Genomic DNA, 20,503 nt, shown 5'->3' with positions numbered 1-20,503 from the left:
AAGCTTGCCCGGCCACTTCCGTCGGCGAGCCTACTTCCTCTTGCTGCGTGCAGCGGTCGGCGGCGGCGGCTCGATGGCGCCGGCCCGGACACGCGCGGGTTTGAGCGCCGATCCGGCGGCATCCTTCACGATCGTCAGCGAACGCGGGAAAAACTGGCTGTTGTGCTGGCCGCGACCGATGTTGAGGATCGCGGCCCCATTGAGACGCTTCTCCAGCATCGCCAGCACCTGCCGCAACGTCGCTCCGTCGAAGGTATCAAGCGCTTCGTCGATGATCACCCATTTCGGCTGCAGCAGCGCAAGCCTGGCAAAGGCCAGCAGGCGCTGCTCGTCATCGCTGAGCTCATGTTCCCAGCGCGCCGAGCGGTCGAGCGAGGTTGAGAGCCGCGCCAGACCGACCTCAACCAGAACCGCCGAGATGTCGGCATCCGCCGTGATGACACCGCCGGCGTGGTTGAGCACCTCGCGCAGCGTGCCGAGCGGGAAATAGGGAGTGCGCGGAACGAAGACCGGCACCTCTGCCGCCGGCATGCCGATGCGCCCGCTTCCCCACGGCCACAGACCGGCAATGGCGCGAAAGAACAGCGTCTTGCCGGCGCCTTGTTCTCCGGTGATCATGACGCGCTCGCCGACGCGGATTTCGACATGCGGCTCCGCCAGCTTCGTGCATCCCTCGGGTGACGACACCTGCAGTGCCTCGAATGTCAGGCTGCCGTCCGCGTTTTCGCCGAAGGCAATGCGCTTTTCCGTGTCGTGCAGCACATCCGTTTCGGCCAGCGCGATGCGGAAGTCGGCGACCCGCATCAGCGTCGCGCGCCAGTCGGCGATGCCGCCGATATTGTTGACGAACCAGCGCAGCGACGAATGGACCTGGTTGAAGGCGCCGACCGCCATCATCAGCCCGCCGAAGCTGATGTCGCCGGCGAAATAGACCGGCGAAGCGACGAGGATCGGCGCCACGACGGTGATCCAGCCATAGGTGTCAGTCACCCAGGCAAGGTTGATCTGGGCACTGTAGATGCGCCGCATGGCGCCCAGCACCGTGCCAAGGTCGAGCTGAAGCTGCCGTTTGGCATCGGTTTCACTATGGGCAAGCGCAATGGCATCGACATTCTCGTTGACGCGGACCATCGACGAACGCAGCTCCGCCTCGCGCGTGTAGCGGTCGCTGTTCCGGCGGATGAGCGGCCGGCCGACCAGCCAGCTCAGCCAGGAGGCAATGCCGGCATAGAGGATCGCAGCCCAGACCATGTAGCCGGGTATCGCCACCGCATGAGCGCCGAAGTGGAAGATGAAGCCCGAAGACAGCGACCACAGCACGCCGATGAACGAGGCGAGCAGGATGAACGACTGCAGCAGGCCGACGCCGAGATCGGTCGAAAGGTCGGCAAGGTGACCGGCGTCCTGCTGCATGCGCTGGTCGGGATTGACGCCGATGGCCCCGGCATGCGCCAGCCGGAAGGCACGCGCCGGCCGCAGCCACTCACCTATCAGGTCGAGCGTCAGCGCCTCGCGCAGTTTCAGTCGGATCATTTGGTTGAGCCAGGTCTGGCCGACATTGAGCACCAGGAGCCCGCCGGCTATTGCCGCAAACACCATGAGCTGATGCAGGAAGTCCTGCATGTCGCGCCGCGCCAGCGCGTCATAGAAGGGCTGGTTCCAGCGGTTGAGCAGAACTTGCCCGACCGAGGTTGCGACAATAACGGCAACGATGCCGAGGCAGGCCCAGAGCAGTTGTTTGCGCACGGGCGAAGCCGTCAGCGCCAGCCTGATTGTGGCAATCTGCTCGCCAAGGCTGGTCTCGACCGGCGCGGCAGCAGGCACGGTGCTTGCCTGGTCGTCCGGGTGATCAGCCATGGGTGAAATCCTTGCGTTCAAAGCCGGTGCTGAACCCGATCACGGCGTTGCCGACCTATGCCCTTCGACCGGGCGACGAATTCGCCCCCGACAGATAGGGTGCAAGACAGCGTAATGCCGATCACGAACGCGTCACCCGCCCGGCCGAAGACGGTCCATCTCCGGCTTGCGACAGCCGGCCGAGCCTGGTGGCGCCTTGCGGCGACAGAACCGGCATGAAGACGCGGCGGGAGGCGCGCTGGGCCACCGGCACGCCCTGATAGAGCCGCTTCTGCGCTTCGACGACGATGACGCCGGAAAAGATCGGCCAGAAGCGCCGTCCCACGCGTTCCAGCACATTATGGAAGCGCATCATGAAGCGCCGCCGCGATGGCGGGAACAACAGCGCGTCGGACCACGCCGCCGGCGTGAAATTCGCTTCGCGCAGCAGCTCGGTGAGCTGGCCGCGTGAGAACGGCCGGCCATTGCCGAACGGCGTATGTTCGAAACGGGCCCAGACGCCGCGCCGGTTGGGCACGACGATGACGACGCGGCCGGCCGGCGACAGCACCCGCCAGATCTCGTTCAGCGTCTCGCGCGGATTCTCGACATGCTCGAGCGAATGGACGAGCAGCATGCGGTCGATGCAGGAATCGACCAGCGGCAGCTCCTCGTCAAAAACCAGCGCGGTGGCGGTTGGGCCGGTCGCCGGCCATACGACCGCGCCTTGCGTCGCCGGCATGAAGGCAAAGACGCGCTCGGCATCGCTGCCGAAACGCTCCAGCCACGGCAAGGTATAGCCAAGGCCGACCAGCCGCTCGTTGGGCACGGCAGCCCATATCGAGGACAGCGCCATGGCGATCGAGCGTTCGGCCAGGCGCCCGAGCGTGGTCGAGTAGAAGGAGCGGAGATCGACAATATCGGAATGCATGCGCGCGACGGTAGCTTCGATGCCGTCCAAGTTCAACAAAGGCGCCCACCTCAACAAAAGCTAAGTTCAACAAAGCCGGATGACATCGGCGGGCAAGCACCCTATGTCTGCGGCGACAACGGAGAGAAGACGATGCCGGTCGAAATCGAACAGTTCATGTGCCGCAGCGACAATTTCGGCGTGCTCGTGCATGACCCCAAGAGCGGTCAGACCGCGATCATCGACGCGCCCGAGGAGGCGCCGATCCTCGCCGCGATCAAGCGCACTGGCTGGACGCCGACGATGATCCTGACCACCCACCACCATATCGACCATGTCGAGGCCAATCTGGCGCTGAAAGAGCGCCTCAAGCTGCGCATCGTCGGACCCGAGGCGGAACAGGCAAAGATCCCCGGCATCGACGAGACGGTCGAGCAAGGTTCGGTCGTCTACCTCGGCGAGGAAAGGATCGATGTGATTGCCACGCCCGGCCACACGGCGGGCCATGTCTCCTACCATCTGCCGGCGTCGAAAGTCGCCTTCACCGCCGACACGCTGTTTGCGCTCGGCTGCGGCCGGCTGTTCGAGTGCAAGCCTCCGGTGATGTATGATTCGTTGCAGAAGCTCGCTGCACTTCCGGCCGAGACGGTCATCTATTGCGGCCACGAATACACGCTGTCCAACGCCCGCTTCGCGCTGACCATCGACCCGACCAATTCGGCGCTGAAGGAGCGCGCCGCGAAGATCGAAAGCTTGCGCGCCGACAACAAGCCGACGCTGCCGACCACCATCGGCGAGGAGCTGTCGACCAATCCGTTCCTGCGCTGGCACGATCCGGCAATCCGCAAGCATCTCGGCATGGAGAGCGCCTCCGACGCCGACGTGTTCGCCGAGATCCGCAAGCGCAAGGACAATTTCTAAGCCTGATGATGGTTTTGAAACCATGACCAGTTCCGCCGAAATCATCGCCATACTCGGCCTGAAGCCGCATCCGGAAGGCGGCTGGTATGCCGAGACTTTTCGCGACGGCGCGGGCGGCGCGCGCGGCCATTCGACGGCGATTTATTTTCTCCTGGAACAGGACCAGATTTCGGCTTGGCACCGGGTCAAGGACGCGGCCGAGGTCTGGCACTTCTATGCCGGCGCGCCATTGGCGCTGTCGATGTATCAGGACGACGGCGCCGTCGGTGACCAGGTCATCGAACAGGTGCTCGGCCCGGCACTCGCCGCGGGCGAACGGCCGCAGATCGTCGTGCCGGCCGGCTGGTGGCAATCGGCGCGCAGCTTGGGCGAATGGACGCTGGTCGGCTGCACCGTGGCGCCGGGCTTTGACTTCGCCGCATTCGAGATGGCGGCACCCGGCTGGCAGCCCGGAACGCCTTAGAGTGTGTATCAATACACCCTAGCCCAGTAGGAAACCCAGGGTGATCCCCAATTGGGCGGCGTAATACAGCGCCCAGACCGCATAGCGCATCCAGGCGCGATGCGGCGAGATGGCCGATACCAGGAACTTTTCCGCCGCGAGCAGCCCGTCGGACGCCATGAACAGCACGGCGCCGGCGATGACCCAGAAACTGCTCGTAGTCAGTGCTGACATGCCCATGGCAAGGATGGCGACGACATAGACGCTGACCGGAAGGCGCAGACCGGGGCCGACGCGACGCCAAAGAGCGGCCAGCATGGCAAGCGCGAACACCGCCATCGCCAGCGCAATCGCTCCCCGCCACGGTTCAGTGCCAAGCAATCCTGTCCCACCGCCAGAGCGCAGGAACAGCGCGACATAGGCGACATGGGCGGCGAGAAAGCTGGCCAACCCGCCGAGAAAGGCTTTTTCGCCGTCACGCGACAGGAAGGCGTCGCCGATGGCGCTGAGCGCCAGTGCTGCAACCAGCAGCAGGGGAGCGCCTTGCAGCAGCGCCAGCACGGCAAGCATCGCCACGGCCAGTGTCTTGACCGCGGAGCGGGCAAGCGTCGGCTGCATGCCCAGCGTGAAAGCGTAGATCGCCGCCGCCACCAGCGAAAACACAAGCGTCGCATTGGCGTTGGCATCGATACCACCGGGAAACGGCATCATGCCTGTGCCTCGCTCGTTGCCGGCTTGCGCAGGAACAGCGACTTCGCCGCCAGCGCCGCCCCGCCGGTGATCAGCACGCAGGCCGCAAGAATGCGCAGCGACGGCTCGGCGACGCCGGCTGATATCAGCACCAGCGTCGATAGCAGCGGCGCGGCATAGCTCGCCGCCCCCAGCACCTGGATGTTGCCGCGCTTGACGCCGATGTCCCAGGCGTAGAAGGCCGCACCCACCGGCATCAGCCCGAGGCCGAGCACGGCCAGCCACTGGCCGGCGCCAACGGGCAGCACGGTCTGTTCCAGCAACAGGTGGCAGAGGAAAGAAAGCGCCGCGGTTGCCGCGCAGAACCAGGTGACGATGCTGGTCGGCACCGAGGGGAAGCGCCGCGACAACAGCGAATAGGACGACCACAGCACCGCGCAGACGCCGGCCATCGCATAGCCGAAGCTGTAGCGCGCGTCGAAGGCAAGCCCGCCGCCCTTGGTGACGATCAAGACCGTGCCGGCAAGGCCGAGCAATGCGCCGACGACATGGTTCCAGGCCAGCTTTTCGCCCGGCATCAGCGCCGAACCGAGCACGATCAGCAGCGGCCACAGATAGGCGATCAGGCTCGCTTCCACCGCCGGCGCGTTGCGCAAGGCGGTGAAGTAGAAGAAGTGGTAGCCGAACAGGCCGGCAATGCCGATCACCCAGACCTGACGAGGGATCTTCTGGCCTTTGTCGGCCGCCGGCATGAACAGCCGGGCGACCAGTCCGACGGCGGTGCCGATGGTGAAGGTGATTGCCGAAAGCAGGAACGGCGGCACCGCGCCGGACGCGTCCGTCAGCAGGGCCAGCAGCGCCCACATGGCGACCGCCGAGAAGCCGATCAGTGTTGCGCGCCCCATGCCCGTCTCCGGCGGCGCGTTACGGCGCCTAGTTGATTGCTTCGAAACGCCCGGCGCTCACGGTCAGCGTGCCGATCTGCGTACCGACCGTGGCGTGGATCGGCGCATATATCCCGGTTTGGCCGAGCGGTGCAAACGTCACCATCATGCGGCTGCGGTTCTTCAGATAGTTCAGCGCCTTGCGGCCTTTGCGGTAGCCGGCCACCGGCTCAAAACCCATTCTGCAGGTGACCGTATCGCCCTTGTAGCCGGGCACCGAGATCGACCCTTTCGAAGCATAGGTCAGCGTCAGGTTGGCGCGCATCTCGCCGTCGTAGAACTTCACCGTGCGCCCGCAGACCTGATCGAGACTGTCGGCATGAACGACGGTGGCCGCCATCGGATCGAGCACGGCTGCCAGGTCGCTGGCGCCCAGCGGCACCCAGCTCTTTGGGTCGCGCTTGCCCGGAGCGGGGATGACTTGCGTCGAGGTGACGCTGCCATTGGCAAAGCGGATGTCGACCACCGATGCCTTCTTGCCGGACGTGTAGTCGGCACGAAACGCCTGTGGCACCATCTTCTTGCCCGAAATCGTGCCCTTGGACGAGATCGTGCCGCGCGTATCGTCGAACAGCTTGGCGAGGCCGGCGGCGGAAACGGTGCCGTCGATCGAATAGGTGCCGTCCTGATAGCGGCTGGAAAACGTCGACCTGGCGATCGAAAGGCCAAGGAACGATACGGTGTACTCGCCCTTGAAGGACTGCGGCGTGGCGGCGGAATTGGGTGTGGCGGCGGACGTTGCCGTCGGCAAGGCAACGGCAAGCAAGGCAACACGAGCACGTGACGAGCGAAGCATGGCGGGGATCGATCCTCGATTTTTCGGCCGGAGATGGGCAGCTCAGGCCTGGTATGTCCCTGTGCGACCGCTTATAGGCCGAATTCCGGCCTTTATGTGGACTATGCTCCCGCCCCGCCGGCAAGCCGGAGCTTGACGCATGGTCGAAATGCAACTATGGAACGCCAACTTTTCCAAAAGGCCGCCTGACCGAAACCGCGCGCCACCCGGCGCGGGTACAAAGGTTTGGCCAGACCGAGAACTGAAGGTTAGAATCATGTCCCGCACCTGCGAACTCACTGCCAAGGCAGTCATGTCCGGCAACAATGTGAGCCACGCCAACAACAAGACCAAGCGTCGCTTCCTGCCGAATCTCGTCAATGTGACGCTGATCTCCGAGACGCTGAACCAGAATGTGCGCCTGCGCATTTCGGCCAACGCACTGCGTTCGGTCGAGCATCGCGGCGGCCTCGATGCGTTCCTGGTCAAGGCAGACGCCAAGGAGCTGTCGCAGCGCGCGCGTCTCTTGAAGAAGCAGATCGCCAAGAAGCTGGCCGAGCAGCCCGCCGCTTAATATTTTTCAGGCGGGGGACAACCGCCTTCCAAGGCGCGTGGTCCGGAGTTCGGATCGCGCTTCGCTGGTTCCATTACCCAGGATAAAAAAATGACTTTCTTCTCGCGATATCTGCCCTTCGTGGCCGCCATGGCGCTTGTCGTCGTGGCGTCGAACATTCTTGTGCAGTTCCCCATGCAGGGCCAGATCGGCGACCTGTCGCTGGCCGACCTGCTCACCTGGGGCGCCTTCACCTATCCCTTCTCCTTCCTGGTCACCGACCTTGCCAACCGCCGCTACGGCCCCGCCGTGGCGCGCCGGATCGTCTTTGTCGGCTTCATGACGGCGGTGGTCTGCTCGATTCTCGTCCCGCCCTTCCTGTTCCGCCATGGCCTAATCGAGTTCGAGACCGCAGCCGACCGGCTGGTGCGCATCGCGGCAGCGTCCGGCGCGGCGTTCCTGAGCGCGCAATTGCTCGACGTGACCGTGTTCAACCGGCTGCGCCGGCAGAGCTGGTGGCGCGCGCCGATCGTCGGCACGCTGGTCGGTTCGGTATTCGACACGCTCGTGTTCTTCACCGTCGCCTTTTCGGCGGCCTTCGCCTTTGCCGGGCCGAACGACGGCTTCGCGCTGGAAACGGCGCCGCTGATGGGCGTGCTGCCGATCGAAACCATGCGCTGGGTATCCTGGGCGCTCGGCGACCTCTCGGTGAAGCTGATCATCGCCGTGGTGGCGCTGATCCCCTACCGACTGCTTGCAGCCCGCTGGAGCCAGCCGGCTCTGGCCGTCTAGGCTGTGATCCCCTGGGTCCAACTCGACTCAGCTAAAACGCCGGATGGCGGGCAAGAACTTCGCCTCAAGCGGCGCGGCAGCGAATTCTCGATCATGCTCGGCACCAACGAGCTGATGAACAGCCGCCTCAGCGGCTCCGAGGAGGCGCTGGCCAAACTGACCTGCGACAAGATTGCCGGTCGCAGACAACCAAAAATCCTGATCGGTGGCCTGGGCATGGGCTTTACGCTGCGTGCCGCCCTCGCCGAACTTGGCAACGATGCCGGCGTCGTCGTTGCGGAACTGGTGCCGGCTGTCGTCGCCTGGGCGCGCGGTCCGATGGCTGAGGTCTTCGGCGGCTGCCTGGACGATCCCCGAGTCAGCATTCGCGAGATCGATGTCGGGCAGATCATCCGCTCGGAGGCGTCGACCTATGACGCCATCCTGCTCGATGTCGACAACGGCCCGGAAGGCATTGTTTTCAAGGCCAATGATGCTCTCTACGGCGTGGCCGGCTTGAACGCCGCACGCGCCGCGCTCAAACCGCAAGGCGTGCTGGCAGTCTGGTCGCAAGGGCCGGACACTGGCTTCACGCGGCGGCTGAAGCAGGCGGGTTTCATGGTCGAGGAGGTCAAGGTGCGGGCCAACGGCAAGCGTGGCGCGCGCCATGTCATCTGGGTCGCGACAGCTGGGACAGCGCGATAGCCACCCTGCACCGCTCGTGCAGGATGGCCAACAGTTCCCGGGTCGAAAAGTCCTACTTCGCTTTCTGAAGCTCGGCTCCAAGAGCCTCCAGCAGTCCGCGCGTGCCTTCTTCGCGTCCTTGCGCCGAGTCGACGCCGTCGAAGAAGACGCCTTGTTCGGTATAGGTCAGGCGGGTGCCCTCGCCCGAGGGCGTCAGCTCGATGGTGGTGAGCGACGCCGACAGCGGCTGCGGCCCGATCGCCATGCGGTACGAAAACACGATGCGCTGGTCGGCAACGATGTCCTGGAATTGCGCGTCAAGCCGAACCTCAGGGCCGCCCTGGTAGCTGAAACGCGACACCTCGCCGCCACCAACGCGGAAGTCGAACGTGAATTCAGCGATCGCAAAACCATCACCCTGGATCCGCCAACGTTGCACCGTCGCCTTGTCGGCAAAGGCATGGAAGACTTGGTTTGGCGATTGCGGATAGGTCCGCTCGATGGTGAAGGTGGAGTGGATTACGGAGTGCTCGTCTTTCACTGGTGCTATCTGGTTCATTGCTCTTGGTCCTTGTCCTGATTTTTCTTGGGGCTTTTGGGGGATGCGTCCGTCTCGGCCAGGATCTGGCCAAGACGATCGAGGTGGCGTTCCGCCGGTATGCGGCGTTCCGCGATCCAGTCGGCGAGCGGAGCCAGCCCGCCCGGTTCGATCCGGCAGGTGCGTACCCGCCCGATCTTTTCACTGCGGATCAGCCCGCAGGCTTCCAGCGCCTGCAGATGCTGCAGCACGGCAGCGAACGTCATGCCGAACGGCTCCGCCAGCTGGCTGACGGTCGCCGGTCCGCGGCTTAGCCTTTCCAGGATCTGGCGGCGCGTGGGCTCGACAAGGGCCCGCAGGATGCAGTCGATCTCGGAATGGTCAAGCATGGACTTGAGTATTGCTCCGATAAGAGGAATTGTCAAGTCTGCACTAAAGTATTTTGGCGAGCGTAAATCGTTGCTGAACAATCGACCCCCACTCCGTCGAGCTACGCTCGCCACCTCTCCCCCGATCGACGGGGTAGAGGAAGGGCGTTTCCCATCGACGGGTGAAGGAAGGGCATGCATTCGCCAAACCAGACTCCCTTCCTCTCCCGCCGGAGGGGGGGGAGAGGTGGCGCTGCGAAGCAGCGACGGAGTGGGGGAAGGCGTTCGACCAAATCGAACCCACCGTTGAAAACCCTCAACTTCAGGTTCGCAGTTGGAGCGCCGCTCAATCCTGGTGCAGGATAAACTCGAGATAGAGATTGCGCTGCAGCATCGAGTGGTTGTCGTCGGAGATCAGCGACACCATCAACGCCCCGTCGTCGCGGGTCCAGACATCGAGCCCTTCCATATTGTCGATCTGGTAGCCCATGTCGGCTTCCATCAGCACCGGCCCATCGGCAACCGCGCCCTTCTCGACGCTTTCGCCATAGATGCGGCGCAGTCGCATCTTGACGCCTCTCGCCATCGAAAAACTGCGCTCCAGCAGCAAAAGATCGCCATCCGGCAGGAAGGCGCCGTCGGTGATGTCGAACTCGCCATTGCGCTTGACGGTGAAGACGCCCTTGTGCGGCCCTTCGATGATCGCCGCATAGATATTGCCGGCCTTGTCCAGGCTCTTTTCCGACACCACCACCAGTCCGCCCTCATGCTGGCCATAAGGATTGGCGTAGGTGACCGTCTCGAAACCGCGGTTCTGCCGGATCTCCCGGGCCGGAACCAGAAAATCCAGTTGCTTGAACGGTGCCTTCATATTGTCAGGGTCTATTCTGAACTGGGCGATGCGCTGATTGCGCTCGAAACCGACGGTGGCGATGCCGTCCTTGACCGCGAGGCCTTCGGCGTCGACCTCCCATTTCTTGTCGATCGGCCGGCCTGATGTGTCGACCATCTGCTGCATCCTGAAATTTTGGATGCCCGAGGGGCGCTTGTCCGCATCGTGAGCCACGGTGCCGAAGAACCAGAAACCGGTATCGGCGACGCCGACGAAGTCGCTGCCAGGTTTAAGGAAGCGGAAGGCCGACAGCGCGCCGAAATCGCGCGACGGCGAGGTCATTTCCAGGCCACCGACGAATTCGAGCGGCCCGAACTGTTTCTCGGCGTGGCCGATCTGGAATTCGCTGATCGGCCGCGCCGAAATCTCAAGCGGCTCGACCGAAGCCGGGCCGGCGGCGATGGCCGGTGACAGAGCCATGCCGAACAAGGCAGTGGCGGCGAAAAGCGTGTGCCGAAAGCCGCCGCGCGAAAAGATCATCCGGCGCGCCGCAGGCCGCCGCGCCGTGTGTCGCGCGCGCTTTCCTCACCAAACAGCGAGGCCAATTGCTCGGTCATGGCGCCGGCCAGTTCCTCGGCATCGACGATGGTGACGGCGCGGCGGTAGTAGCGGGTGACGTCATGGCCGATGCCGATGGCGAGCAGCTCGACCGGCGAACGCGTCTCGATCAGCTCGATGACGGCGCGCAGATGCCGTTCGAGATAATTGCCCGGATTGACCGACAGCGTCGAATCGTCGACCGGCGCGCCGTCCGAGATCATCATCAGGATTTTTCTCTGCTCCGGCCGGGCGATCAGGCGGTTGTGCGCCCACAAGAGCGCTTCGCCGTCGATGTTTTCCTTGAGCAGGCCCTCGCGCATCATCAGCCCGAGATTGCGCCGCGCGCGGCGCCACGGATGGTCGGCGGATTTGTAGATGATATGGCGCAGGTCGTTGAGCCGGCCGGGGTTCGGCGGCTTGCCATCCTTCAGCCATTTCTCGCGCGCCTGCCCGCCCTTCCAGGCGCGGGTGGTGAAGCCGAGGATCTCGACCGAGACGCCGCAGCGCTCCAGCGTGCGCGCCAGAATGTCGGCGCAGGTGGCGGCGACGGTAATCGGCCGGCCGCGCATCGAACCCGAATTGTCGAGCACCAGCGTCACCACCGTGTCTCGGAATTTTGTGTCGCGTTCCTGCTTGAAGGACAAAGGCTGCATCGGGTCGATGACGATGCGCACCAGCCGCGCCGGATCGAGATAGCCCTCTTCGAGATCGAAGTCCCAGGAGCGGTTCTGCTGCGCCATCAGCCGGCGCTGCAGCCGGTTGGCCAGCCGGCCGACGACACCCGACAAATTGGCGAGCTGTTTGTCGAGGAAGGCGCGCAGCCGGTCCAGTTCCTCTTCCTCGCAAAGCTCCTCCGCACCGACCGTCTCGTCGAAGGCGGTGGTGAAAACCTTGTAGTCGATCTCTTTCGGCAGATTGGTGAAGGGATTGTCGTTGCGGCGCGCCTCGCCGGGGGTTTCGGCATCGGCGTCGTCATCGTCGGACAGATCGTCGGCGGTGGCGTCGGACGCCTCCGTCTCGGCCGACTGCTCGTCGTCGGCGGACGCCTCGGTATCGTCGGACTGCGACTGCTCGGAACCGGAATCGTCTTCACCGCCCTCCTCGCTCTGCTCCTCGCCTTGCGGCTGGTTGTCGTCATTGTCTTCCGAGTCTTCCGTCTCCTGGTCGTCGCCGAGTTCCTCGGCCATTTCCATGGAGGCCAACATGTCGCGCACGACGCGGGCGAAGGCCTGCTGGTCGTCGAGCTTGGCCGAGAGACCGTCGAGATCGGCACTGGCCTTTTCCTCGACCCAGGGGCGCCAGAGATCGACCAGCCGCTCGCCGCTCTTCGGCACCGCGCGCCCGGTCAGCTTTTCGCGCACCATCAGCGCCAGCGCTTCCTCGATCGGCGCGTCGGCCTTGTCCTTGACGTCGACGAGGTTGGCCCTGGCGTATTTGTCCTCGAGCATCGAGCCGATATTGTCGGCGACGCCTTGCATGGCCCTGCTGCCGATCGCCTCGACACGGGCCTGCTCGACCGCGTCGTAGATGGCGCGGGCGGCCTTGCCTTCCGGCGCCAGCTTGTTGTGGATGCGGGTGTCGTGGCAGGCGCGCTTCAGCGCCATGGAATCGCCGAGGCCACGGGTGATGGCGATGTCGGCCTTCGACGCCTTCTTCGGCAATTCCGGCAGCCGCGCGCGGTTGCCGGCCAGCGCCGGCCGGTCCTTGGCGAAACCTACTTCGAGTTCCTTGTCGCCGGCGATGGCGCGCATGCAGACGGTGACGGCACGCTTGAAGCTGTCGGCTTCAGACCCCGTCTTCGACTTGTTGCGCGTGTTGTCGCCCGGACCCGCCATCGAGACTCTGCTTAGCCCAGCACCACATTGGCGGCCGATTCAGGCAAATCCTCGCCAAAGGCACGCTGGTAGAACTCGGCCACCACCGAGCGTTCCAGCTCGTCGCATTTGTTGAGGAAGGTCAGCCGGAACGCCATGCCGATATTGCCGAAAATCTCGGCATTCTCGGCCCAGGTGATGACGGTACGCGGGCTCATCACGGTCGACAGGTCGCCATTGATGAAGGCCGAGCGCGTCATGTCGGCGACACGCACCATCTTGTTGACGATGTCCTTGCCCTTGGCGTCGCGATAGTGCTTGGCCTTGGCCAGCACGATGTTCACCTCATTGTCGTGCGGCAAATAGTTCAGCGTGGTGACGATCGACCAGCGGTCCATCTGCGCCTGGTTGATCTGCTGCGTGCCGTGATAGAGGCCGGTCGTATCGCCAAGACCAACGGTGTTGGCGGTCGAAAACAGGCGGAACGCCGGATGCGGGCGAATGACCCGGCTTTGGTCGAGCAGCGTCAGCCGGCCCGAGGATTCCAGCACGCGCTGGATAACGAACATCACATCCGGACGGCCGGCGTCATACTCGTCGAAGCACAGCGCGACATTGTGCTGGTAGGCCCAGGGCAGGATGCCGTCACGGAATTCGGTGATCTGCAAGCCGTCCTTGACGACGATCGCGTCCTTGCCGACGAGGTCGATACGGCTGACATGGCTGTCGAGATTGACGCGCACGCAGGGCCAGTTGAGGCGGGCGGCGACCTGTTCGATATGCGTCGACTTGCCGGTGCCGTGATAGCCCGACACCATGACGCGGCGGTTGTAGGCAAAGCCGGCGAGGATCGCCATCGTCGTGTTCTTGTCGAACAGATAGTCCGGATCGATGTCGGGCACATGCTCTGATGTCACCGAATAGGCCGGCACCACCATCTTGGACTCGAAGCCGAATTTCTCCTTCACCGACACCGTCGTGTCGGGCAGGTTGGCGATATCGCGATCGACCTTGTTCATCTCTATCAACGTCTCCACGGGCGAAATGCCTGATTTCGCCGGCAATCTATTTTGTTCGGGGGCGGTCTTAGAGCCTTTTCCAACCTTATGAAAGTTGGAAAACGACACGAACCGTAAGGTCGCTCAGCACAAACCTGCCTGCTTGAGCACGCGATAGGCCTGCAGCACATCGCGGAACCGGTCTTCCGAACCTCTGTCGCCACCATTCGCATCCGGATGGTGGAGTTTCACCAGTTCCTTATAGCGCGCCTTGATCTCTGTGCCAGTCGCCTTTGTATCAAGGCCAAGCGTTTCCAGCGCCTTGGCCTCAAGCGGCTTGGCTTTGCGCGCGCGCGCCTCGCGCGGATCCTTCGGCCCTTTGAACAGGTCGAACGGGTCGCGCATACGGTTGTAGTAGCCGGCGCGGCCGGAACGCATCTGGGCCATGTCAGGCGACGAACGCGTCGAGGCGCCGTTGACGCCCATCTTCCAGGTCGGCCGGTGGCCGGTCATCGCTTCCTTCTGGAAGCGGGCGATCTCGGTGTCCGGCACGCCGGAAAAGTAGTTGAAGCCCTTATTGTACTCGCGCACATGATCGAAGCAGAACTGAAAATACTCGCCTTCCTTCATGCGTCCCACAGGCGCGCGATGGGTGCCGGCCTCCTTGCAGCCATCCCACTGGCAGATCGGCGAGCGCGACTTCAGTTCCGCATCCTTGTCGGGGCGGACACGAATCTTCTCGAAATATTTGGGATACGGTTTCATCTCACCCATTTATGGGCTGTTCGCTACTGCGAAACAAGAATTGACATTTTCGCGATGATCGCCCTAACCGCTGAATCGCGGCATAAAACCGGCGAATGGCGAATTTTGTGGCGGCGACCCTGGATGTGGTGAGGAGAAGCGGCGATGTCCATACAGGCAACGATGGAAGACAAGCTGAACAAGGCGTTTTCGCCGGAGCGGCTGGTGATCGTCAATGAAAGCCATCTCCATGCCGGCCACCATCACCACGGCTCCGACCATCACGGCGCCTATGACGGCACCGGCGAGACGCATTTCCGCGTCCGCATCGTCTCGCCGAATTTTGCCGGCATGAGCCGCATCGACCGCCACCGTGCCGTCAACGAACTGCTTGCCGACGAATTGAAGGCCGGCGTGCATGCGCTGGCGATCGAACCGGCGGCTCCCGGCGAAAAGACCCGCTGGTAGGACCGGATCGGCCCTCGCCTTTCGCAGCGACCTCAGATCACCGCTTCGATGAGGAACGGCCCCCGCCGCGACAGGGCGCTGTCCAGCAGCGCATCGAACCGCTCGCATGTGTCGGCGCGCGCCGCCTCGACGCCCATGCCTTTCGCCAGCGAGACCCAGTCCAGCGCGGGTTGGTTAAGATCCAGCATTCGCCTGGCATTCTCGCCGATCGCGCCCACCCCGACATTCTTCATCTCGCCATGCAGGATCGCATAGGTCCGGTTGGCAAAGACGATCGTCACCACGTCGAGCTTTTCGCGGGCCTGGGTCCATAGCCCCTGCACCGTGTACATGCCGCTGCCATCGGCCTCCAGATTGATCACCTTGCGGTCGGGACAGGCGATTGCCGCCCCGGTTGCCATCGGAATGCCGCCGCCGATCGATCCGCCTGTGCCCATCATGTAATCGTGCGGCGCGGCGAAGGCGGACAAGGCGAAGAAACGCCGTGCCGAGGTGACCGCTTCGTCGCAGACGATGGCATTGGCGGGCAGCTTTCGTGCCACCGAGAGCGCGATGGCATCGTCGGTCAGCCTGCCGCGCGGCGTTGGCTCGTCGGGAAAGGCTGATGCATGGGCCGGTTGCAGCGACGGCTTGACGCCGAGCTCGTCGCGCAGCGCTTCCAGTGCTGCATGCAGATCGTCGCCATGAGCGGCCAGTGTCAGCACCTGGCAGCCTTCCCGAACAAGCCGTCCCGGCTTTCCCGGATAGGCGAAGAAGGCAACCGGCTCCCTGGCTCCGACCAGCACCAGAACGTCGATGTCGCCTAGCAGCGCCGTAGCCGCATCGATAGGATAGGGGATGCGGGTCGGCGCGACGCGCCCACGGCCGCGTTGCATCCGGGCCACGAGGACGTCACTGAACAGACGGACGTCCCTGGCTGCCGAGATCTGGCCGGCGATCGCAAGCGCATCGGCTCTCGCCGCTCGCCCGCGAACGATGATGCCGGCACGCCCCGGAGCCGCACGGATCGCTGCGGCAACCTTGCGCACCGCGTCCATGTCGACGGCGGGCGACGGCGCCAGCTTCACCTTGCCGATGGGGGCCGCGCCAACTTCGCCCCAGGCCGCATCCGCCGGCAGGATCAACGTCGCGACGCCTGGCGGCGTCAGCGAGGCACGGAAGGCGGCCTCCGCGGCCGGCGCGACATCGCCCGGGCCATCGACGCGGCGGACCCAGTTCGACATCGGCGCCGCAAGGCCTTCGATATCGCTGGTGAGCGGTGCATCGAGCGGCAGATGGTAGGAGGCGTGGTCGCCGACGATGTTGATCATCGGGCTGAGCGCTCGCCGGGCATTGTGCATATTGGCCAGGCCATTGGCCAAGCCCGGCCCGGTATGCAGCAGCGTTGCGGCCGGCCGATCGGTCATCCGCGCGTAGCCATCGGCAGCACCCGTCACCACGCCTTCGAAAAGACCGAGCACGCAACGCATCTCGGGCTTGCGATCAAGGGCGGCAACGAAATGCATTTCGGATGTGCCGGGATTGGCGAAACAGACCGTCACATCATTGGCCAGAAGCACGTCACACAGGACATCGGCGCCATTCATGCAATCTCTCCCGTCTGACGATCGAAGAGAGCATTGCACCGGCGGCAGCGCGCGCGGCAATATCCCGCCAGCACTTTTGGTCTGATCCAGCTCCGCTTACGGCTGTTGCGTGGTGAAAGAGTCCGGCCGCGCGAGGATCAGCCCACGATCGATTTCAGGAACGCCAGCGCCGCAACGGTCAGGGCGTCGCCGTCCTCGCCGAAATCACGGTTGATCGACAAATGCGTATAGGCGCTGCCGTCGAACAGCGTGACCTTCGTGCCAGTAGCGCGCAGGCGCTCGGCAAAGGCCTTCGAATCCTCGCCACGACCAGAGGCGCGCGAATAGGCAATAAAGGTCGGCGGATGCTTGCGGCCTTCGACAAAGCTGGCCGGCGATTGAGCATGCCACTGTGCGGGGTCGGAAAAGGCGCGGGCATAGGCCCGGACCATGCCGCCATTCCTGGCAAGCGCGGCAAGGTCGTAGGCCCTTGTGTCGTCAAGAAGCAGCGCAGCAATGCCCGGCAGCCCACCACGCATGCCGGTCAATGCAACCAGATGGCAGCCAGCCGAATGGCCCATGCCGACAATGCGATCGGGGTCACCGCCATGCTGGGCGATGTTGGCACGCACATAGGCATAGGCCTTTTCGACATCGTTGGCCTGGGTGGCGACATCGGCCTCAGGCAACATGCGATAATCGATGGAGACGAAGCAGAAGCCATTGGCCAGCAGGAAGGCCGGCTTGGCGCCCACCTGGCTTCGTTTGCCAAACGCCCAGGCGCCGCCGTGAACGAAAAAGACGACCGGCAGGCCGCGTGCACCATCGGGCGCATAGATGTCGAGCTTGGCCGGCCCGTAGTCGAAGGTTTTGGCAGACGGTCGCCGCTCCGATGCCGTTACAGCCCCGACCGGCAACAGCGCCGCTAACGCGGCCAGAAGCAGGGTTCGTCTGTCCACCATCATCATCGTCTCCTGGCCGCCCGTCGCAGAATGCATCGTGGCGCCGCGAAGTTCCAATGAAGGATTGGTAACTTAGGTCCTTGGCACAGAAGTCTGACGGGGGCGCAGGCCTAGGCGATTGGCGGTTAAGCCCATCGCTTCGTCATCCTGGGGCGTAGCAAGGAGCGAAGCGACGCAGCGCAGACCCCGGGATCCATGCCGCGACTTCAAAGCGATGCAGCGGTGCAGAATTCTGCTCAGCTGCACTTTACGACAAAAGTCACGGCATGGATCCTCGGGTCTTCGCGACGCCGCTTCGCGGCTGCTCCGCCCGTGGATGACGAAGTGTATGACTAGGCGTCGCCCGCCGGCCTGATCCTCAGCTTTGCAATGCGGTTCTTGTCGCGCTTCATCACGGTGAAGCGCTTGCCATGAAAGGTGAAAGCCTGCTTCTCCTCCGGGATCGACTGCGTCTCGTGGATGACGAGGCCGGCAATTGTGGTGGCTTCCTCGTCCGGCAGGTTCCAGTCGAGCGCCCGGTTGAGGTCGCGGATCGGCACGTTGCCGTCGACGACGACGGAGCCGTCGGCCTCCTGCTTGACGCCCTGGATCTCGACATCGTGCTCGTCGGCGATCTCGCCGACGATCTCCTCGATGATATCCTCCAGCGTCACCAGCCCTTCGACCTCGCCATATTCGTCGACGACGATGGCAAAATGCGCCTTGCGGCGCAGAAAGGCGTTGAGCTGTTCTTGAAGCGTCGTGGTGTCGGGCACGAACCACGGCTTTGACGCGATCTTCATCACGTCGATCCTGGAAAAGTCGTTGCCGACATCGTTCAGCGCCCGCAGCAGGTCCTTGGCGTGCAGCACGCCGACAATGTTGTCGAGCGAGCCTTTCCACAGGGGCATGCGGGTGTGCGGGCTCTGCAGGATCTCGCGCACCACCGCTTCCGGCGCATTGTCGGCATTGACCGAGCGCATATTGGTGCGGTGGACCATGATGTCGGAGACTTCCAGTTCGGCAAGGTCGAACAGCCCGCCAATGCGGTCGCGATCCTCGCGCACCACCTGGCCGTCGCGGCGAAAATCATCGACCGCGCCGCGCAATTCGTCATGGGTCGAGCGTTGCGGCTCGATGCGTGACAACTCGTAGCCGAACATGGCAAGCAGCCGCGTGCGTACGGCAACGACCAGCAGGATCAAGATGGCAAGGACGGCGACGACGGTCCAGCCGGTGCCCATCTCAGCCGGCTTTCCTGTTCGCCGGGTGATTATCCCTAAGGAACGACAGCACTTCGGACGCCGGCACATCCTTGGCAATGAAGGCCTGGCCGACGCCGCGCGTCAGGATGAAGGTGAGCGCGCCGCGCGACACCTTCTTGTCCTGGGTGATGAAGGCCAGCAGCGCCTCGGCATCCGGCAATTCGCCGGGAATGTCGGCCATCCGCCACGGCAGGCCGACGGCGCGCAGATGCGTCTCGACGCGCGCCGCATCGTCAGGGCTAGCCAGATTGAGTCGCGAGGAAAAGCGGTACGCCAGCGCCATGCCGACGGCGACGCCTTCGCCATGCACGAGCCGGGCGCCGTCATAGCGGGTCGCGGCCTCCAGCGCATGGCCGAACGTGTGGCCGAGATTGAGCAAGGCACGATCGCCGGTCTCGAACTCGTCGCGGGCGACGACATCGGCCTTAGCGCGGCAAGCCTCGGCGATTGCTTCAGCCCGCTCCGGACCGCCGGCAAACACCTGTTTCCAGTTCTGTTCCAACCAGGCGAAAAAGTCCGATCGGTCGATCAGCCCGTATTTGGCCAACTCGGCATAGCCTGCGCGAAACTCCCGGATCGGCAGCGTGTCGAGCACCTCGGTATCGGCCAGCACCAGCTTCGGCTGATGAAAGACGCCGACCAAATTCTTGCCGCGCGCACTGTTGATGCCGGTCTTGCCGCCGACCGAGGAATCGACCTGCGCTAGGAGCGAGGTCGGGATCTGCACGAAATTCATGCCGCGGCGCACGATACCGGCGGCAAAGCCGGTGAGATCGCCGATGACGCCGCCACCGAGCGCGATGACGACATCGCCGCGCTCCAGCTTCGCCGCCAGCACGCCGTCAACCACCTCTTCGAGATGGGCAAAACTCTTGGTCTTCTCACCCGCCGGCAGCGTGATCACGGCAGGCTGGATGCCGCCTTTTTCGATACCGGCCTTCAGTGTCTCGAGATGTGCCGCCGCGACATTGTCGTCGGTGACCACGGCCGCCCGAGTGCCGGGCAGGCGGTGCGCGATCTCGGCGCCGGCGCGCGACAGCAGGCCGGGACCGATCAATATGTCGTAGGCGCGATCGCCAAGCCCGACCTCGACGGTGACTGTTTCACCAACGCTCACGACTGCACCTCGCCCGTTGCTGCAACCTCGGCAACACCGAAATGCCGGCAAAGCGCGTTCGCCACCTCGGCCGCAATGACCTCCTTGCGGTCGTCGCGGGTCGGTACGGTGACGTTTGCTTCGGCATAGACCGGATAGCGCTCGGCCATCAGCCGCTCGAGCACTGCGCGCGGATCGGCACTTTTCAAAAGCGGCCGGTTCTGCTTCTTGGACACCCGGTCCATCAACAGCTCGATCTCGGCCTTCAGCCACACCGAAACGCCATGGCTGGCGATCGCTTCCCGCGTCTGTGCGTTCATGAAGGCGCCGCCACCTGTCGACAGCACTTGCGGCCCATTCTCCAGCACGCGCAGGATCACGCGCTGCTCCAGCGCCCGGAATTCGGTTTCGCCATAGCGCTCGAACAGTTCTGGAACCGTCATGCGCGAGACGCTTTCGATCTCCTGGTCGCTGTCGACGAAGGGCAGCGCCAGCATCGCTGCCACCTTGCGACCGATCGCCGTCTTGCCGGCGCCCATCAGACCGACAAAGACAATCGAACGGTTGCCCAGCTGGCCAAGCAGCGCGGCATGGCTCTCGCCGGGAGGATTTGCTGGTGGCGCGTTCATAACGACCCTCTTTGCCGGCGTATCGACATCAAAAGCCAGTTTGCGTCAAGCAGGCAGCAGGCGAGCTTCGTCCTTGAATTGGCCGGATTGGCGTCCCATAAGGGCACTGGGTTTGGAAA

The 20,503-nt window shown here is 63.9% G+C and carries 22 protein-coding genes; 6 read left to right on the top strand and 16 right to left on the bottom strand.

What is annotated here, in order from left to right:
- Window positions 1-30 precede the first annotated feature (30 nt).
- Both AC1DXU_RS24810 and AC1DXU_RS24805 read right to left on the bottom strand, forming a co-directional pair.
- Window positions 31-1,857, bottom strand: coding sequence for an ABC transporter ATP-binding protein/permease (locus AC1DXU_RS24810; protein WP_477373199.1), 1,827 nt, complete (start codon window positions 1,855-1,857; stop codon window positions 31-33).
- A 121-nt stretch (window positions 1,858-1,978) separates the two neighbouring features.
- Window positions 1,979-2,767 carry a class I SAM-dependent methyltransferase gene (locus tag AC1DXU_RS24805; RefSeq protein ID WP_477373506.1) on the bottom strand — a complete coding sequence of 263 codons (789 nt, stop codon included), beginning with the start codon at window positions 2,765-2,767 and terminating at the stop codon, window positions 1,979-1,981.
- A gap of 132 nt (window positions 2,768-2,899) precedes the next feature.
- Between AC1DXU_RS24805 and gloB the strand changes: the two genes are divergently transcribed.
- Together gloB and AC1DXU_RS24795 are read left to right on the top strand one after the other, a co-directional pair.
- Window positions 2,900-3,667: a hydroxyacylglutathione hydrolase gene (gene gloB / locus AC1DXU_RS24800; protein WP_477373197.1), complete on the top strand. Its 768-nt coding sequence runs from the start codon at window positions 2,900-2,902 to the stop codon at window positions 3,665-3,667.
- Window positions 3,668-3,689: 22 nt separating this feature from the next.
- The gene (locus AC1DXU_RS24795; protein WP_477373195.1) at window positions 3,690-4,130 is read left to right on the top strand and encodes a cupin domain-containing protein; all 441 of its coding nucleotides are present in this window, start codon (window positions 3,690-3,692) and stop codon (window positions 4,128-4,130) included.
- An 18-nt stretch (window positions 4,131-4,148) separates the two neighbouring features.
- Here the strand turns inward: AC1DXU_RS24795 and AC1DXU_RS24790 are convergent, their stop codons facing one another.
- From AC1DXU_RS24790 to AC1DXU_RS24780, 3 genes are read right to left on the bottom strand one after another with little or no spacing between them, the layout of a single operon-like run.
- The gene (locus tag AC1DXU_RS24790) at window positions 4,149-4,820 is read right to left on the bottom strand and encodes a lysoplasmalogenase family protein (RefSeq protein ID WP_477373193.1); all 672 of its coding nucleotides are present in this window, start codon (window positions 4,818-4,820) and stop codon (window positions 4,149-4,151) included.
- Entirely contained in the window at window positions 4,817-5,704 is an 888-nt protein-coding gene (yddG, locus tag AC1DXU_RS24785; protein ID WP_477373191.1) for an aromatic amino acid exporter YddG, read from the bottom strand. The genes AC1DXU_RS24790 and yddG overlap by 4 nt, the downstream gene beginning before the upstream one ends.
- A 28-nt stretch (window positions 5,705-5,732) precedes the next feature.
- Window positions 5,733-6,539 (bottom strand): DUF3108 domain-containing protein, encoded by an 807-nt coding sequence (locus AC1DXU_RS24780; RefSeq protein WP_477373189.1) that lies wholly within the window; start codon window positions 6,537-6,539, stop codon window positions 5,733-5,735.
- 256 nt (window positions 6,540-6,795) lie between these two features.
- Here AC1DXU_RS24780 and rpmB point away from each other — a divergent pair, with 256 nt between their 5' ends.
- The 3 genes from rpmB to AC1DXU_RS24765 all read left to right on the top strand — a co-directional run bounded on the left by rpmB (window position 6,796) and on the right by AC1DXU_RS24765 (window position 8,547).
- The gene (rpmB, locus tag AC1DXU_RS24775) at window positions 6,796-7,092 is read left to right on the top strand and encodes a 50S ribosomal protein L28 (RefSeq protein ID WP_477246495.1); all 297 of its coding nucleotides are present in this window, start codon (window positions 6,796-6,798) and stop codon (window positions 7,090-7,092) included.
- 90 nt (window positions 7,093-7,182) lie between these two features.
- Window positions 7,183-7,863: a queuosine precursor transporter gene (locus tag AC1DXU_RS24770; RefSeq protein ID WP_477373187.1), complete on the top strand. Its 681-nt coding sequence runs from the start codon at window positions 7,183-7,185 to the stop codon at window positions 7,861-7,863.
- Between the two features lie 3 nt (window positions 7,864-7,866).
- Window positions 7,867-8,547, top strand: coding sequence for a spermidine synthase (locus AC1DXU_RS24765; RefSeq protein ID WP_477373185.1), 681 nt, complete (start codon window positions 7,867-7,869; stop codon window positions 8,545-8,547).
- A 52-nt stretch (window positions 8,548-8,599) separates the two neighbouring features.
- On the opposite strand, the gene AC1DXU_RS24760 is transcribed toward AC1DXU_RS24765, so the two are convergent.
- The 6 genes from AC1DXU_RS24760 to AC1DXU_RS24735 all read right to left on the bottom strand — a co-directional run bounded on the left by AC1DXU_RS24760 (window position 8,600) and on the right by AC1DXU_RS24735 (window position 14,450).
- Window positions 8,600-9,085, bottom strand: a complete 486-nt coding sequence (locus tag AC1DXU_RS24760; protein ID WP_477373183.1) for an SRPBCC family protein — start codon at window positions 9,083-9,085, stop codon at window positions 8,600-8,602.
- Window positions 9,082-9,453, bottom strand: coding sequence for an ArsR/SmtB family transcription factor (locus AC1DXU_RS24755; RefSeq protein WP_477373181.1), 372 nt, complete (start codon window positions 9,451-9,453; stop codon window positions 9,082-9,084). Before AC1DXU_RS24755 ends, AC1DXU_RS24760 begins: the two co-directional genes overlap by 4 nt.
- Before the next feature lie 325 nt (window positions 9,454-9,778).
- Window positions 9,779-10,804 (bottom strand): esterase-like activity of phytase family protein, encoded by a 1,026-nt coding sequence (locus tag AC1DXU_RS24750; protein ID WP_477373179.1) that lies wholly within the window; start codon window positions 10,802-10,804, stop codon window positions 9,779-9,781.
- A complete protein-coding gene (gene cobT / locus AC1DXU_RS24745; RefSeq protein ID WP_477373177.1) occupies window positions 10,801-12,699 on the bottom strand; it encodes a cobaltochelatase subunit CobT in 1,899 nt (632 codons plus the stop codon). The genes AC1DXU_RS24750 and cobT overlap by 4 nt, the downstream gene beginning before the upstream one ends.
- An 11-nt stretch (window positions 12,700-12,710) precedes the next feature.
- Window positions 12,711-13,697, bottom strand: a complete 987-nt coding sequence (gene cobS / locus AC1DXU_RS24740) for a cobaltochelatase subunit CobS (RefSeq protein ID WP_379103471.1) — start codon at window positions 13,695-13,697, stop codon at window positions 12,711-12,713.
- Window positions 13,698-13,820: 123 nt separating this feature from the next.
- Window positions 13,821-14,450, bottom strand: a complete 630-nt coding sequence (locus AC1DXU_RS24735; protein WP_477270937.1) for a J domain-containing protein — start codon at window positions 14,448-14,450, stop codon at window positions 13,821-13,823.
- A gap of 135 nt (window positions 14,451-14,585) precedes the next feature.
- Between AC1DXU_RS24735 and AC1DXU_RS24730 the strand changes: the two genes are divergently transcribed.
- Window positions 14,586-14,888 (top strand): BolA family protein, encoded by a 303-nt coding sequence (locus AC1DXU_RS24730; protein WP_477318094.1) that lies wholly within the window; start codon window positions 14,586-14,588, stop codon window positions 14,886-14,888.
- A gap of 32 nt (window positions 14,889-14,920) precedes the next feature.
- Here AC1DXU_RS24730 and AC1DXU_RS24725 read toward each other — a convergent pair whose 3' ends face one another.
- The 5 genes from AC1DXU_RS24725 to AC1DXU_RS24705 all read right to left on the bottom strand — a co-directional run bounded on the left by AC1DXU_RS24725 (window position 14,921) and on the right by AC1DXU_RS24705 (window position 20,384).
- Window positions 14,921-16,474, bottom strand: coding sequence for an acetolactate synthase large subunit (locus AC1DXU_RS24725; RefSeq protein ID WP_477373175.1), 1,554 nt, complete (start codon window positions 16,472-16,474; stop codon window positions 14,921-14,923).
- Window positions 16,475-16,611: 137 nt separating this feature from the next.
- Entirely contained in the window at window positions 16,612-17,415 is an 804-nt protein-coding gene (locus AC1DXU_RS24720) for an alpha/beta hydrolase (protein ID WP_477373504.1), read from the bottom strand.
- Window positions 17,416-17,747: 332 nt separating this feature from the next.
- Window positions 17,748-18,638, bottom strand: coding sequence for an HlyC/CorC family transporter (locus AC1DXU_RS24715; protein ID WP_477373173.1), 891 nt, complete (start codon window positions 18,636-18,638; stop codon window positions 17,748-17,750).
- A 1-nt stretch (window position 18,639) separates the two neighbouring features.
- Window positions 18,640-19,776: a 3-dehydroquinate synthase gene (gene aroB, locus AC1DXU_RS24710; protein WP_477373171.1), complete on the bottom strand. Its 1,137-nt coding sequence runs from the start codon at window positions 19,774-19,776 to the stop codon at window positions 18,640-18,642.
- Window positions 19,773-20,384: a shikimate kinase gene (locus AC1DXU_RS24705; RefSeq protein ID WP_477373169.1), complete on the bottom strand. Its 612-nt coding sequence runs from the start codon at window positions 20,382-20,384 to the stop codon at window positions 19,773-19,775. The genes aroB and AC1DXU_RS24705 overlap by 4 nt, the downstream gene beginning before the upstream one ends.
- Window positions 20,385-20,503 lie beyond the last annotated feature (119 nt).

This window comes from Mesorhizobium sp. P3_A10 (assembly GCF_056403175.1).
This window is presented reverse-complemented; position numbering and strand designations above follow the sequence as displayed.